Origin of the sequence: Paenibacillus sp. FSL R5-0914 (genome assembly GCF_038004525.1) — a bacterium.
Classification (GTDB): Bacteria; Bacillota; Bacilli; order Paenibacillales; family Paenibacillaceae; genus Paenibacillus_AQ.
Genome location: NZ_JBBORH010000001.1, coordinates 1,432,807 through 1,447,463 on the forward strand (window position 1 = coordinate 1,432,807; position 14,657 = coordinate 1,447,463).

10 protein-coding genes are annotated in these 14,657 nt (G+C 42.0%); 8 read left to right on the plus strand and 2 right to left on the minus strand.

The genetic code is table 11. The features are described 5' to 3' along the window. Positions 1–36 precede the first annotated feature (36 nt). Positions 37–873, plus strand: a complete 837-nt coding sequence (locus tag MKX60_RS06170) for a phosphoenolpyruvate hydrolase family protein (protein ID WP_042192344.1) — start codon at positions 37–39, stop codon at positions 871–873. A gap of 181 nt (positions 874–1,054) precedes the next feature. Here the strand turns inward: MKX60_RS06170 and MKX60_RS06175 are convergent, their stop codons facing one another. Then, the gene (locus MKX60_RS06175) at positions 1,055–1,843 is read right to left on the minus strand and encodes an alpha/beta hydrolase (RefSeq protein ID WP_341059316.1); all 789 of its coding nucleotides are present in this window, start codon (positions 1,841–1,843) and stop codon (positions 1,055–1,057) included. 188 nt (positions 1,844–2,031) lie between these two features. Here MKX60_RS06175 and MKX60_RS06180 point away from each other — a divergent pair, with 188 nt between their 5' ends. The 3 genes from MKX60_RS06180 to MKX60_RS06190 are packed head-to-tail and all read left to right on the plus strand — an operon-like array spanning position 2,032 to position 4,905. Further along, positions 2,032–2,589: a type IV pilus modification PilV family protein gene (locus tag MKX60_RS06180; RefSeq protein ID WP_341059317.1), complete on the plus strand. Its 558-nt coding sequence runs from the start codon at positions 2,032–2,034 to the stop codon at positions 2,587–2,589. Beyond that, a complete protein-coding gene (locus MKX60_RS06185) occupies positions 2,573–3,118 on the plus strand; it encodes a type II secretion system protein (RefSeq protein ID WP_341059318.1) in 546 nt (181 codons plus the stop codon). Before MKX60_RS06180 ends, MKX60_RS06185 begins: the two co-directional genes overlap by 17 nt. 14 nt (positions 3,119–3,132) lie before the next feature. Continuing rightward, on the plus strand, positions 3,133–4,905 hold the full coding sequence (locus tag MKX60_RS06190; RefSeq protein ID WP_341059319.1) for a hypothetical protein: 1,773 nt from the start codon (positions 3,133–3,135) through the stop codon (positions 4,903–4,905). Between the two features lie 119 nt (positions 4,906–5,024). Here the strand turns inward: MKX60_RS06190 and MKX60_RS06195 are convergent, their stop codons facing one another. Next, a complete protein-coding gene (locus MKX60_RS06195) occupies positions 5,025–9,593 on the minus strand; it encodes a DUF5057 domain-containing protein (protein ID WP_341059320.1) in 4,569 nt (1,522 codons plus the stop codon). A gap of 375 nt (positions 9,594–9,968) precedes the next feature. Here MKX60_RS06195 and MKX60_RS06200 point away from each other — a divergent pair, with 375 nt between their 5' ends. The 4 genes from MKX60_RS06200 to MKX60_RS06215 all read left to right on the plus strand — a co-directional run bounded on the left by MKX60_RS06200 (position 9,969) and on the right by MKX60_RS06215 (position 14,576). Continuing rightward, the gene (locus MKX60_RS06200; protein WP_149645302.1) at positions 9,969–11,633 is read left to right on the plus strand and encodes a GspE/PulE family protein; all 1,665 of its coding nucleotides are present in this window, start codon (positions 9,969–9,971) and stop codon (positions 11,631–11,633) included. Positions 11,634–11,677: 44 nt separating this feature from the next. After that, positions 11,678–12,727: a type IV pilus twitching motility protein PilT gene (locus tag MKX60_RS06205; protein WP_341059322.1), complete on the plus strand. Its 1,050-nt coding sequence runs from the start codon at positions 11,678–11,680 to the stop codon at positions 12,725–12,727. Then, positions 12,727–13,932, plus strand: coding sequence for a type II secretion system F family protein (locus MKX60_RS06210; RefSeq protein WP_341059323.1), 1,206 nt, complete (start codon positions 12,727–12,729; stop codon positions 13,930–13,932). Before MKX60_RS06205 ends, MKX60_RS06210 begins: the two co-directional genes overlap by 1 nt. A gap of 167 nt (positions 13,933–14,099) precedes the next feature. Continuing rightward, on the plus strand, positions 14,100–14,576 hold the full coding sequence (locus MKX60_RS06215; protein WP_341059324.1) for a type II secretion system protein: 477 nt from the start codon (positions 14,100–14,102) through the stop codon (positions 14,574–14,576). Positions 14,577–14,657 lie beyond the last annotated feature (81 nt).

The window sequence follows — 14,657 nt, forward strand, 5'->3', positions numbered from 1 at the left end:
ACACAGAACATTTAAATAATGATGGAGGCGTTACACATGAACAAAAATACAAGAACTGAAATCATGGCGAAGTTTAGAGAAGAAGTAGCAAATGGAAAGATTCTTTTAGGTGTTGGGGCTGGCACAGGGATTACTGCAAAAAGCAGTGAAGCTGGCGGAGCGGATATGCTGATTGTTTATAATTCAGGAAGATACAGAATGGCAGGTCGTGGATCACTCGCGGGGTTATTATCTTATGGAGATGCGAACCAAATCGTAGTCGAAATGGGCTCGGAGGTATTACCTGTTGTAAAAAATACTCCCGTATTAGCAGGCGTATGTGGAACAGATCCTTTTAGAGTGATGGAAGTTTATTTAAAACAACTTAAGGAACAAGGTTTCAGCGGCGTGCAAAACTTCCCAACCGTTGGTTTGATCGATGGCGTATTCAGACAGAACCTTGAAGAGACTGGGATGGGGTATGGTTTAGAAGTAGATATGATTAGAGCAGCGCATGAATTGGATATGCTCACCACTCCTTACGTATTTGATCCTGAACAAGCTAAAGCTATGGCAGAAGCAGGCGCAGATATTCTGGTGGCGCATATGGGCTTGACTACCAAAGGTACAATTGGAGCTAAGACCGCTCTTACTTTAGATGATTGTGTAGAAAGAATTGAAGCGATTATTAAAGCAGGGAAAGCAGTAAATCCCGATATTATGGTTATTTGTCACGGTGGACCGATTGCTGAACCAGAAGATGCTGCGTACGTAATTGAACGGACAGAAGGTATAGACGGATTCTTTGGTGCATCGAGTATTGAAAGATTTGCTGCTGAAAAAGGAATCACAGAACAGACTGGATTATTTAAAAAAATCACCAAACAAGCATAATTGCCTTCGGCGTCCTTATAAGGACGGTAAGCAATTAAGCGAGAAATATAAGGATAAAGTAGTATGAAACTTTTACTCTATCCTTATATTTTAAAAGAACCCTCCGAAGAGGGTAATCTGGGTAGAACAGATATTAAGGTGTAGCTTATGGCTGCACCTTTTTGTTGTCTATTAGAAGAAGCTAGTTATTACTCAACGGTAGCCAAGCTAATATATCGCGGATTTTGGCATCCCAGTAGCCCCATTCATGGTTGCCAGGACCTTCATCGTAGGTGAAATCAAGGGAGGTTGCTCGGCATGCATCGCGGAATTTCAAGTTATCTGTGTACAGGAAATCTTCTGTGCCACAGCATTGATACAGCGCTGGTTTCGGTCCCGTGGAGCGGTTCACTTCCTCAAGCAGCCATAGAAGGTCTTCGGGCGTTCCGGCGATATCTTCTGTTCCGAAAATCATTTCGTATTCTTTGCTTTTGACGGTAGGATTTTCCCCGTTCATAAAATTATGCGCCATATCAAGTGCTCCTGATAGACTTGCTGCAGCCGCAAAAGCTTCCGGTTTCCGTAGTCCTAGCTTGATCGCTCCGTAACCACCCATCGACAACCCGGCTACAAAGTTATCCTCGCGTTTATCTGACAATGGGAAGAATGAGCGCGCAAGCATAGGCAACTCCTCACTAATAAAGGTCCAATAACGACCGCCAACAGCCATATCCGTATAGAAACTGCGATGCACATTCGGCATAACTACAGCTATTCCCATCTCTGCTACATATCGTTCTATCGAAGTCCGGCGAAGCCAGATCGAATCATCGTCGGACAAACCATGTAGCAAATACAACGTAGGGTGTAGTTCTCCCCTGGTTACGTTGCTCATACCGATTTGTGTGGTTGTTTTTTGCGGCAAAATTACAGTCATTGAGGTATTCAATCCTAGTACTTCCGAATAAAATTTACACTCTATTAAAGCCATTTCATCCATCCCCTCTCTTTCCAAATGATAGCACAGAGCAAAAGTGAGAGATATTGTAGAAATATCTGAATTATAAGGGTTTTGAGGATTGCTGTAGCTGGATATGAGAGAATATAATGGAAGTAGAAAATTAAGGAAAAAACGTGCAAATATGAAAGCATTCTCGTAGCCGGGAGGAAGAAAGTAGGATGAAATCAGGCCTAAAGCAGGAAAAAGGATTTACATTGATCGAAGTGCTGGCCGCTATTGTGATCTTATCGATAGTTTCACTGGTACTTACGTCTTACTTTACAAACGCCATGAGTTACTCTAAATCGAATCAAAACAAGACGATTATGGTCAATCTGGCGCGGAACGCGCTGTTTTATGTGGAGAAGCAGGATTTTGAGAAGATGTGGGATTATTTTATAAAGGAGAATTATGATTCGATAGAGGCGGCGAAATGCCAAAAGGATACGGATGATTCCGTGAAATGCGATGATTACATACAGCTTTTTGAAGATACTACCATCTTAAATCAGGTTTTGAACCCTTCAATCAATGGGATCAACTATCAGATCGATATTAAGTATCAGCGTGAATTGCATAACCCAAGCTTAAGCCCAAGCCCAAGTGATTCAGATGAACAGAAGATGGCAGCATATCTATTGCCGGTATTGGTAAAAGTCAGCAGAGTGGATTCTTCTAGTGGACCTCAGACCCAATCTGTTTTGGAGGGATACATTACCGATGAAAAAATTCGTTAACCTTTTCCGCAGGGAGGGTGGATTCACTTTAGTGGAGCTAATTGTAGCCCTATCGTTATTTACAGTTGCTGCAGGAATTATTTCAGGGATCACGATGTTAGGCTTACGCAGTTATCATAAAATATCGATTGAAAACTCATTGCGGGATGAAGGGGATTTGTTAATGTCCGCAATAATTACGGAGCTGTATACCTTTGCGCCTGATAAGATTACCCCAACGATGATCCAGAATGCTGATAAGACCCAGATTATTGATAGCTTCATTACGTTAGAGCGCCAGGACGGCACCAAATCGCGGATTCGTATTGCTAATGGCATTCTTACGATAGCTCCACCCGATGTGATAGATCCTCCAGCGGACACAAGAACTAAGATTACTTCTAGGTTAGCAGAGGGTTCTGCCATTACTCTAGAATGTCAGAATAGCATTCCTTGTGATAGCGGTCTAATATCCATAGATTTATCGCTAGTTCAGAGCTATGACGGAAGAGATTACCCGTTGGAGTTGAAAAGTAAATTCGGATTCTAGGAGGAGTAGGAGGGATGAGGAACCCTAACGAAAGAGGTTCAGCTCTAGTATTGGTTATGTTTGTTGCTCTTCTACTTACGATACTTGGACTAGCTGTACTAGGGGCAACGATGGGCGGGGCACAACGAACGGAAACCAGAGAGAACGATGTGCAAAGTTTACACCTTGCGCAGAAGGGGCTGGACGAAGCGGTTGCTTACATACAGACGAAGCTGGATGGACGAAAGGATATTGATCCTGATCATATGGAGGATGAGATTAAGAATATTGTTAATGAGGTGAGCACCAAAATTGTCGGCGTCAGCAATGACGTAACGGAGTTATCTGGAGCTGGCTTTACGATCAAAAGCATCACCTATGAGAAGCAGGATAAGCAAAAATATTATGTCGATATTGAAGCACAAGCCACGGTAAATGGTGTTAAAAGACAATTGAAGCAAAAAATCGTCATCGACACCTATCCAGATTTTTTGAAGTACGCATTTGGATCGGAAGGAGTATTGACGTTAAACGGAGCGCCTGGTTTCCATGGCAATATATATGCGGGTGAAAAACTAGTCATTAGTGATGTGGCGAAATATAAATACAAGGGACCGGGCTTGCTGACAAAACAGACTCAATATCCTAGGGTAGGGCTGTTCTCCGGTGGAGGTTCCATTGTGGGTGTGACGGAGAAAGTTTCCGAGGTTCATGTACAGTCTTTGCAGACTATTGAGTATTCGGGGTTTGTTGGGAGCGGAGTCGTAAGCAGTAATAACGCAACAACGATTTTACCAAAGATACTAGGGGTTGCTAAAGAACAGGTACTCATTAAACCATATAAGAAATTTATCCAGATTAATGTGTTAGAATCTTTCATAGACAAGGTGACGGAAGCAATAGGTACGGGGAATAGGGATAGAGTAAAGGACGCTGTAGACAAGAATGAACTTGGCGATTATTTAAAGAATAAGATGACCAATTTACCTGATTCAAATCTACCAAATAAGCCAGTGCTTCCAGATAAACCAACTGAAGCAGAAGAAGATGATTATAATCTTAAGTATAGTCAATACCTAGATAACTTAAAGAATTATAAGATTAGACAGAATTTATTATTAAAAGATCGGACGACGTCCGCTATCTATTATGGTGACTTACTAATCGATGGGATAGATAAACAGCAACTAACCTTTACGGCTGGTAGTAAGAGCGGTAATGATATAGACAAACCTAAGTGGATAATTGTAAAAGGTAATCTGGAAATCAACAATTATAGTTCAGATCAGAATAATTTTTTACCCATACAAGCAAATATTATTGTCACTGGAAGCGTCACTATTAAGGGAAGAGTGGCTTTCAACTCCACTATGTATGTTCTAGGAGAAACTGTTGTAGAGGATGCAGTAATTAAAGGGTTGAATGATAAGGAATTGGTTCTTATATCCAAAGGAGCGGTGCTTATTAATCGTATTGATGCTTTTACGGACAAGGCAGAAGAGATGAAAGCATTTTTTTATACCGATAGTAATGCTGAACTTTATGGGGTAGGATCGATTTTTTGGTTGAACGGCGGTTTTTTTGCTAAAGGAAATCTTACAGTAAATGCAGTGCTAGGACAAGTTCAACCATTAAGTTCAGGAGTGGGTTTCGAATTCAGAGATCAGGATAAGGTGTTAGACTCTAATTTGTTCCAGCGCTTTCAAGTGAAATATAATCAGGAAGTCTTCACTCACCAGCAATCGAGCTTACCGCGTGTGCAGCAGGTTAATGTAACTGTAGGACCGTTGGAGCTTGTAAGTCGTTAATAAATATAGAGTTTGGTTTTTAAAAAAAGAGGATGTCCCTCGCCATTGCTGGCTGAGGGATCACCCTCTTTTTTTTAATGTATTCCAAGTTTTATCACTGATAAGAAAATGTAGTTGATTTAGTAACGATCACCGTTTGGAGAGTCTAGTACATTGACGGTAATATAGCCTTTTACGGGTAACTCTCCGGTTATTGAGGAATTGTAAGTAACTGTAACGACTGCTTCTCCCTTTTTAAGTGCTGTAACAATTCCTCTGGCATTTACATCTGCACCGTTATCTACGCGGACTGTGCCGGGAGAATTGCTTTCCCAACTTAGATTATTTTTAATTTGATCCAAAGAGATTGAGGTCGGATATGCCCACAAAATGGACATTAACTTATAAGTATCTCCTACATATAGATTTATTGACTGATTCTTGAACCGCAGTCCAGTTAGTTCAACAATGCTGATGGTATGATAAGCGTTTAAAGTTCCATCAGATACCCCAATTTCTATGCCCTCTTTAACCGTTGTTCCAGCAGTGAACGTAACCTTCGAACCGTAATCAAAAGTCTGAAATTGAGCAAATTTATTATCGTTAGGTTGAATGAAATTCCAATTTAAAAGCAAGTCATCCGCATCTTCAGGATTCCAAATTGCATGGAGATCTATAGACTCGCCTATCATAACTGTTGTTGGACCGTTGATAGCGAGTGATGTTAATGGGTTTGTAATCGTGATAGTTTTTTCTGCACTTATAGGAATTGGATTACTAGAAGTTACGGTAAGCTTTACGATATAAGTTCCCGATTGCGCCGCGCTGAATATCATTTCACTTTTATCTCCAGGGAAGGCTGAATTGTCACTTAAAATAGCGTTACTAGCTCCAGATGTTTTGTTTATAACGGACCAGTTATACACCAGGTTGCTCTCAGTTCCTTGACTATCTTGACTGTATAAGGCACTTAATGGAATGGATTCATTGATTCTTCCTGTTTCATATCCTTCAATTGATAGAGAACGGGTGTTACGTTCTTCTACAGTTATGGATGCAGTACCAGAAACTCCGCTACCATCAAGAGCTTTAACAGCGACTTGTGCTGTTCCTTTGGCCAAACCGACAATATCACCACTGCTGGAATCTATTTGCACAACCGAATCATTACTAGTTGTCCAGAGGAATACAGAATTACTCAAATCAGAAGGAGTAACTGTTGGGATCAGACGCATCCCATCCCCTACATAGATAGTTCTGTTCTCTAGTGCAAGACCCTTGATTTTGTATTCAGCTCTAAATGTAAGAGTCTCGAACGAAAGTGTCGTACGAGTTAGATTGGTCGTTGATGGTGTAAAGTTTGGTGTTGGGTAGAGCTCGGATGGTAAAGCTCCTGTAAAAGGGAAGTGGAATAAAGTTGAATTACTTTTGTTTAGTGATTTCCCTATAATAGTTCCATATACTTGCCCCCCTGGGAATCTAATATCTGCATTAGGTGCAAGAATAGTTCCGTAAACATTACTATTATCGACCCTCAAAGAAGTAGCTTTAGGAAAGTTGAATAATACTAACTGACCGTTGGTTCCTAATGGTACATGCAAGAAAGGTTCTGTAATATTGTCATTCGTAACATTAATAATGATTGTAGATCCTTCAGGGACCTTAAGCTGGGAACTATTAAACGTACTTAGAATAGTGGCAGGAACCTCAAATATGTTAATGGATGAATTCCCGGTTAAAGTAAGTTTTCCATAAGTGTCATCATTCGCAATCCCGTTAGCACGAAGTGCTCCAATAGCAGTAGAGAGGCTGCGCAAATACTGGCCTTGAGCATTAAAATCTATAAGTGTTCCCTTTATAGGTTTACCATTTTGAATTGAACCGTAGTTAAGATTTTTATAGTCTCCTGCATACAACACATTTCCGTATATAGTGCCTGCAGGGAAAGAAATGTCCCCTCCTGTAACAATGCCATATGGCAAGCTATCTTTATACCTCCCATTTACTGTCCCGCCGTAAGATTGAAAATCTACAGTGCCTGCTGATGCTAAGCTTCCATCAATGGTACCGCCGACAAGCGTTGTAGGACCTAGGATGAATGCATTGTAGCCACCTGCAATCCCAAATGGATTAGTAGCATGAATATCCACGTAGCCAAGTTTGGAATCATTCAGGGTGTACACTCCAGTTTCTGTCGGTACTATGGTGAACTGAAAAACAATCGGTCGTTCAGTATCAGGTTTATAGGTTTGTATGTTACCCTCTGTCTTTAAGGTATATGAAATATCGCTAAGTCTATAGGTTAAGGTATACCCACCCAACAGACTTCCTTCTTTAGTCATTCCCGTAGGGAGTTGGCCTGATATCTCTAGATTAGGTGGAAGTTTCTCTGTAAAAGTAATATCTGATATTGATTGTTTACTGAAAGTTTGGTCCCCCGCACTAACATCTTTGAAAAGAACGGGTTTTGGAGTGACAGAATAATCGATAGTAATTTGTTCTCCTTTGGCTACGATTCCGTTCACAACATTAGAAGAAAGCGATCGTGTTACTGCCAAGTTAGGAGTAGACTTTACGACATTTACAGTGACTGTACGAGTCGAGAGAGCCCCTGTGCTGTCCCAAGCATTAATCTCTATATCAAAAGTTCCACCTTCAGGCAGTGGGTTAGGAAAAGTCTCATGAATATTCTGTCCTGATTTGATCGTCTTCTTGGTCGATCCCATTTTAGTTAGATACGTATCCCCTTGTTTGAACAAAATTTCAGTCGTCAGGTCACGATCATTCAAGTCTAGATCGGTTACTGTGTAGTCGACAAGTAAGGTGCTTTGATAAGAAGGAATCGATGATCCATTAGTCGGTGTATGCACGGTAATCTCAGGAGCATGATTAGCACCTATAAAAGCACGATACATGGTATTGACGAATAGCTTTTGTTCCCAGACAGGGAATTTTTTTAGATTGGCCGGAATATCACTTACTCCAAAAAAGTGACCTGTACCTGAGTAGGTAATATTTCCTTTGGAATATGTGTAATATTGATTCCAGCTATCTTCGGTATCACGTTGGTATTGATTATATTCTCCATTTGGTTTTATCCTCGTACCTGACGGTTCGCTTTGAATGTTATACCAGGATACTACCTCAGGGTCTTCCAGGTTAAGAGTAAAGTATTGGTTATGTGTTGGGGCAATTTGTGGCTGAAGGATATCGATCTGCTTGTTGTTGTCATCTCTTTTGCTCAGATAGAAAGGATATTGCATCAAAAGTCCGTCATTCACTGGCTTAACCATGGTAGAGAGATTGATGGCATTGTGGCCTAAGTTGGTCTCAGGGTTCATTTGGCCAGTGATACCCATGAAATTATTGATCCAGTTCTTTTTACTAGCATCTAAATTAATAATGGTATCGTGAGTGAACAAGGCGCTTTGCTTAAAGGTACCAGTAAATTGTGTGATAGCGTTGATCGCATTAGTATTCAAATTAGATTTTTTATAGTATTCGTCTACAAATCCAAAGATGAGCATGTCATAGGTGCCATTTAGTCCGTAGCTTTGTGTTGCAGCATATTTTTCATTCACATATGTGTTAAATTTGGTCATAGTTTTGACCTCTATATTAAGTTGATAGTCAGTTGTATTCAAAAACAGCGGATCCATATTACTAGTGTTCAGGAGGCTGCTTTCCGTTAAATTGTCCGGCATAACCTGAAGGATATTTACGATAGTCTTTTCTCCACGGTAACGAATTACGCCGCTGTCAAAATCCTTTAATTGCGAACTATGATAATCATTGATTTCTAGCTTCCAGTAGAGTAATCCAGAGTAAGTTTTTGGCAAAGTGTATTCGATAGTTCCACTGGAAGTATTAATTTCTGTTTCAGCAACGACCTGTTTTTCTCCCATTTTGATGGACTTATCAAGACCGATATATAGCTTGACTGAGAGCGGAGAGCTTAATATTCTAGGTGCGTTGGTAACATTGAAATTAAAAGAAAGCTTCTCCCCAGGAACATAGATTTTACTATTAGCTACATTAGGGTCATAGTCAGGTATTTTGTCCGTAATTTGAAGACGGGGGCGTTTTTTTAAGTCGTTTATGTATGTAGAGTTCTGTTTTTTTAAATCATCAAAGATATTTGCGAGTTCGGTATCATCTACAAACTTAACTTTTGGTGTGGTGGTGGAAAGACGGTAACTATTAAAAGAGCTGTACAGTATACCTCCCTCAGCTTGAGGTTTTTTATCTTTGTCTTTAAAGGGTTGACTATGAAAGAAAACATATAATCCCTTGTTGATAAACTCATTCGTAATTTGATCAGCCTTCAGCCGAGTGATATCGTTCTTTACACTTTTGGTGTCAAGGGCTTTTGCTCTATTCTCCTCCGAGGCGGGTTGTTGATTACTTACCTGCACAGGACTGTAAGTCCCCTTCCCGATATAAACCGCATCGTATCGCCCGTCTAGATCATCCCGCAGCGCCACAAAGCGCTTCATACTCATCGTATCAATGGTAAGGCCAGATATTCCCGTATTTAGAGACGCAAGCTCACTAACTCCATTCTCAGTAACCTCCAGCATCCGAATCTGGTATTCATTTGAACTGGCTTCTACATTCATGAAGTGATTTTTGAGTGGCAGAACAAGCAGAAGGAGAAGCAAGATCGTTACTGTAAAAAGATAGAACCGTTTGTTACTGGCAAATTTCATGGTCATCTCTCCCTGATTGTTAACTATTGGTAGATATGGTCGAATCGTATGTTATATATGCTAGTTTACGACAGCTTTTTCAGCTGATTTCATTGTAAAATTATCCAATCTATGTTATATACATTCTAGGACATTCAGCATTGATAGACAACATAAATCTATTGAAATATACCTATAAATTTATTACTAAAGTCCCAATTATATTGAAAAATACGCTAGTTTGACAAATTTGATGGATCCGTAATTATGGAAAAACTATTTTCGTGTTTTGCAGAAATAGAACTGGTAATTTATCTTTTGTTTATTCCTAGTATTATCCATTATTGAGGTCGGCATAAAGGTATAACCAATAACGGCATATGGAGCTGAACGGACATGGCCATCGCCAAAAAGAGACTTGGAGATTTGCTGGTAGAAAATAATATTATTTCGCAGGAACAGCTGCTTGAAGCACTTGCGGAACAGCGTAAAAGCAAGCGTAAGCTTGGCGATCTGCTAATCTCTCAAGGCTATATCACGGAGCAGCAGCTGATTGAAGTGCTTGAATTCCAGCTGGGTATTCCGCATGTCAGTTTATTTAAATACCAGATTGATCCTGCGATCACGCAGATTATTCCTGAAAGTATGGCTAAGCGTTATCAGGTACTTCCCTTCTTAAAAGAAGGAGGTAAGCTGATGGTTGCGATGGCCGATCCGCTAGATTATTTTGCGATAGAAGATTTACGAATGAGTACAGGGTTCCGAATCGAACCTGCCATTTCCACTAGGGATGAGCTGCAGAGAGCGATTGCACGTCATTATGGAATGCGTGATTCTATGAATCAGATGCTAGTAGAGCTCCCTACACAAGAAGAAATAGAAGAAACGGAGATCACAGACGAGGACTCACCAATCGTTCGTTTGGTCAACCAGATGATTCAGCAGGCTGTTGCTCTGCGGGCGTCTGATATACATATGGATCCAGGTGAGAATAATCTAACGATCCGCTACCGCATTGATGGAACTTTACGGACAGAGCGGATCATTCCTAAGCAGATGCAGGGCTTTATCACTGCTCGTCTGAAAATAATGGCCCGACTTAATATCGCAGAACGCCGTTTGCCACAAGACGGGCGAATCAAAATGCAATTTGATTACAAAATGGTAGATATTCGTGTGTCCTCATTACCTACGATGCACGGGGAGAAGATTGTACTGCGGTTGCTAGATTTAAGCACAGGTGTCAAATCTGTAGATGCTTTGGGATTCAGTGAGGGGAATGCGGAAGCTTTTAAGGAAATGATTGCTCGTCCTTACGGAATTCTGCTAATCACTGGACCTACAGGTAGTGGAAAAACAACGACTTTATATTCAGCGCTGAACCAACTCAATGTAGAAAGTGCAAATATTATCACAGTTGAAGATCCAGTGGAATACCAGCTTGAGGGTGTAAACCAGGTGCACGTAAACTCGGCTATTGGGCTAACCTTTGCAGCTGGGCTACGTTCGATTCTCCGACAAGATCCGAATATTGTAATGGTCGGTGAGATACGGGATGCGGAAACTGCTGAAATTGCGGTTCGCGCCTCATTAACAGGTCATCTAGTGTTGTCTACTTTACATACAAACGATGCGATTAGCTCCGTCTCTCGATTGCGAGATATGGGAGTAGAGCCTTATTTAATTGCCTCCTCACTAATTGGTGTGGTAGCTCAGCGGCTTGTTCGTAAAATCTGTACTGATTGCAAAGAAACCTACAAACCGTCTGAGCAGGAAGCGATTATGCTACGTAGCTTGGGGTTGCCAGCAGATGAATTACATCGTGGCCGAGGCTGCGGTAGCTGTAGCAGTTCTGGTTATCGAGGCCGAATAGCGATTCATGAGGTACTCAGCATTGACGATCATTTGCGGCAGCTTATTACGAACACTGCTTCTGTAGAGGAAATGCGTGTCGCAGGTAAGGCACGTGGACTTGTTCAACTGATGGATGATGGCTTACTCAAAGTTAGTCAAGGGATTACAACGCTTCAAGAAGTAATGCGCGAGACGGTCTCACATTAGGGTCTATTAGGTTCTTTTCATTTTAAAAATAGGGGGAGCAGCCGATGCCAACGTATACGCGGGATATTAGACAGCTTTTGCAGACGGCATACTCCTCCAAAGCTTCCGACTTACATATCTCTGTAGGCTCGCCTCCGGTGATACGTATGGATGGAATGCTTCACCCACTTGAGGGTGCACCAGTAACAGGTCATGAAGCGGCAGAAATGGCAGAAGCGCTGCTTGGCAGTGAACGAAACGAAGTGTTTCGGAATGCAGGTGAGGTGGATTTCTCTTATCCGCTGGATGGCGGCGTAAGATTTCGGTTGAATGTCTATCGTCAGCGGGGTGAGATTAGTATTGCTGCCCGAGCCATTCCTGCAGAGATTCCGAGTCTAGAACAACTGTCGATGCCTCCGATTTTGTCCACTTTGTCACTTAAACCACAAGGTTTGATATTAGTTACAGGGCCTACGGGCAGCGGTAAATCCTCTACGTTAGCAGCTATGCTGAATTACATTAACAAGACCGAAAGCAAGCATATTGTGACACTTGAAGATCCTATAGAATTTCTGCATAGTCATGGAACCTGTCTGGTAGATCAACGTGAAGTAGGCAGCGACACAGCTAGCTTTGCGAGCGGACTACGTTCTGCATTACGTCAGGATCCGGATGTTATTCTCGTTGGAGAGATGCGGGATTTGGAGACCATTACAGCAGCAGTTACTGCCGCGGAAACAGGTCATCTTGTGATGGCAACCTTACATACAACAGACGCACCACAGACAATTGATCGAATTATTGACGCTTTTCCGGGTCAGCAGCAGGGGCAGATCCGTTCACAGCTAGCCTCAGTATTACTGGCAGTTGTCAGTCAGCGCTTGTTTCCAAGAGCTGGAGGACGGGGGCGGATATGTGCAACAGAGATCTTAGTGAATACACCTGCCGTAGCCAATCTCATTCGTACCGAAAAGACACATCAGATTAAAAATGTGATGCAAACCGGACGCTCGCAAGGCATGCATACGTTGGACATGAGTATCCGTGAGTATTTATCACAGGGGTTCATTGAACCAGTAGCAGCTAAGGCGTTTATGACGGAGGTGAGTAGCTGATGCCTCTTTTTGAATATCAAGTAAAGACAACCGCAGGCAAGTCCATTAAAGGAAAGCTAACCGCAACAGATAAACCCACGGCAATGGAGGAGTTACGCAAACGGGGCCTTACGGTATTCTCGCTGATCGAACGCAAAACAACGATTCTATCGATGGATATTTATATCGGTAATCCGGTCAAACCGCTTCATTTCATTATTTATTGCAGGCAGTTTGCCACACTTATGCGTGCTGGAGTGTCGATTGTAGATGCAACGCGTATTTTGGCGGAGCAGACTGAGAGTAAGCCTCTACGCAAAGCGCTAGTAGATGTTAACTCCAGCCTGATGCGTGGGATATCGTTCTCACAAGCCGTTCAGGATCATAAAAAAATCTTCCCGCAGCTATTCGTCAGCATGATCCGTGCCGGTGAGGAATCAGGTGATATTGAGGGGACGCTCGACAGACTGGCGATGTTTTTTGAGAAGCAGCATTCCACGACGGAGAAAATCAAATCTGCGCTCACTTACCCGATTACCGTCGGGGTGATGGCGATTGGAGCGGTTATATACCTCCTCTGGGCGATTGTTCCACAGTTTGTAACGATGTTCGAATCGATGAATGCAGAGCTTCCGGCGATTACAAAGATGGTATTGGCACTTAGTAAAAGCATTCAAGGTCAATGGTATTTCTGGATACTCGGAGTTCTCCTCCTAGTGATAGCTTTTCAGATTACAAAACGGACGGAAAAGGGAGCCTATGCGCTGGATTATGCCAAGCTGAAGATTCCGGTGTTCGGCAAGCTGAATCAAAAAGGCTCGATTGCTCAGTTTACGCGTACTTTTTCATCTCTATATGCCAGCTCAGTTCCGATTCTGCAATCCTTGGTGATTGTAGAAGAGGTAGCAGGAAATAGGGTCATTGGGGGATTTATCCGAAGTGCAGGTGATTCGCTGAGACAAGGAAATCCACTATCTGAACCGTTGAAAAAAGCATGGGTCTTCCCGCCGCTAGTAACACAGATGATTGCGATTGGTGAAGAGACGGGGGCGCTCGACACGATGTTGTCTAAGGTAGCTGATTTCTATGAGATGGACGTAGAAAATACCGTCGATCGTCTGAAGTCACTGCTTGAACCATTGCTGATTGCTTTTCTAGCAGGTGTTGTAGGTGTGATTGTGGCCGCTATTATGCTGCCGATGTTCAGTCTGTACGGCAATATGTGAACCTTGCGGTTCCTTGTAAATATTGAGAGGGGTGAAGCCGGGGAGGCGGGGCAGGGTTGCAGATCCTTTGCTAGCGCTAGACAAGGAAGGACGAGCATTGTAGCGGGATTCACGGAAATAAAAGATATAGGCTGTACAATCACACACCACTTAGAGGGGGAAATAAAATGTTAGCACAAGCCATTAAGAGAAGATTGAGCAAAGAGGAAAATCAAAAGGGGTTTACGCTGATCGAGTTATTGGCGGTTATCGTTATTTTGGGGATTATTGCGGTTATTGCGATACCTTTGATTGGGAATGTAATTAAAAATTCAAAAGAAAGTGCTGATGCAGCTACTGCACGTCAAGTTTATGATGCTGCTAGACTATATATCGTTGGGGAAAAGAACGGGGACTTTGTTGGTGCCAAAACTGTTGATCTTTCAGATATTCAAAAGTTCGGGTACATTGATAGTCCGTTGAGTCTTCCGAGTTCCAAGGACCCAATCGCCTCAGGTACAGTTAACTTTAATGCTAAGGGGCAGTTGGCGGATACAGCTGCTGGTAATGATGCTGTTATTTTAAACGTTAATGTGGGAGGCGCATCAACTACTACTGCTGTAAAGTTTAGTGCTGCTAACGTTCTAAGTTCTAAAAAAGAGTAATGGTATAATGAATTGAATTTTCATCCCTAAGGAATCGGACTTCCCGATTCCTTTTTTAAAATCCAGAAAGCCAACAGAGGA

What these genes read in the sequence shown, in the direction of transcription:
- MKX60_RS06170 (WP_042192344.1), top strand. Translation starts at nt 37, where the DNA reads ATGAACAAAAATACAAGAACTGAAATCATGGCGAAGTTTAGAGAAGAA.
- MKX60_RS06175 (WP_341059316.1), bottom strand. Translation starts at nt 1,843, where the DNA reads ATGGCTTTAATAGAGTGTAAATTTTATTCGGAAGTACTAGGATTGAAT.
- MKX60_RS06180 (WP_341059317.1), top strand. Translation starts at nt 2,032, where the DNA reads ATGAAATCAGGCCTAAAGCAGGAAAAAGGATTTACATTGATCGAAGTG.
- MKX60_RS06185 (WP_341059318.1), top strand. Translation starts at nt 2,573, where the DNA reads ATGAAAAAATTCGTTAACCTTTTCCGCAGGGAGGGTGGATTCACTTTA.
- MKX60_RS06190 (WP_341059319.1), top strand. Translation starts at nt 3,133, where the DNA reads ATGAGGAACCCTAACGAAAGAGGTTCAGCTCTAGTATTGGTTATGTTT.
- MKX60_RS06195 (WP_341059320.1), bottom strand. Translation starts at nt 9,593, where the DNA reads ATGAAATTTGCCAGTAACAAACGGTTCTATCTTTTTACAGTAACGATC.
- MKX60_RS06200 (WP_149645302.1), top strand. Translation starts at nt 9,969, where the DNA reads ATGGCCATCGCCAAAAAGAGACTTGGAGATTTGCTGGTAGAAAATAAT.
- MKX60_RS06205 (WP_341059322.1), top strand. Translation starts at nt 11,678, where the DNA reads ATGCCAACGTATACGCGGGATATTAGACAGCTTTTGCAGACGGCATAC.
- MKX60_RS06210 (WP_341059323.1), top strand. Translation starts at nt 12,727, where the DNA reads ATGCCTCTTTTTGAATATCAAGTAAAGACAACCGCAGGCAAGTCCATT.
- MKX60_RS06215 (WP_341059324.1), top strand. Translation starts at nt 14,100, where the DNA reads ATGTTAGCACAAGCCATTAAGAGAAGATTGAGCAAAGAGGAAAATCAA.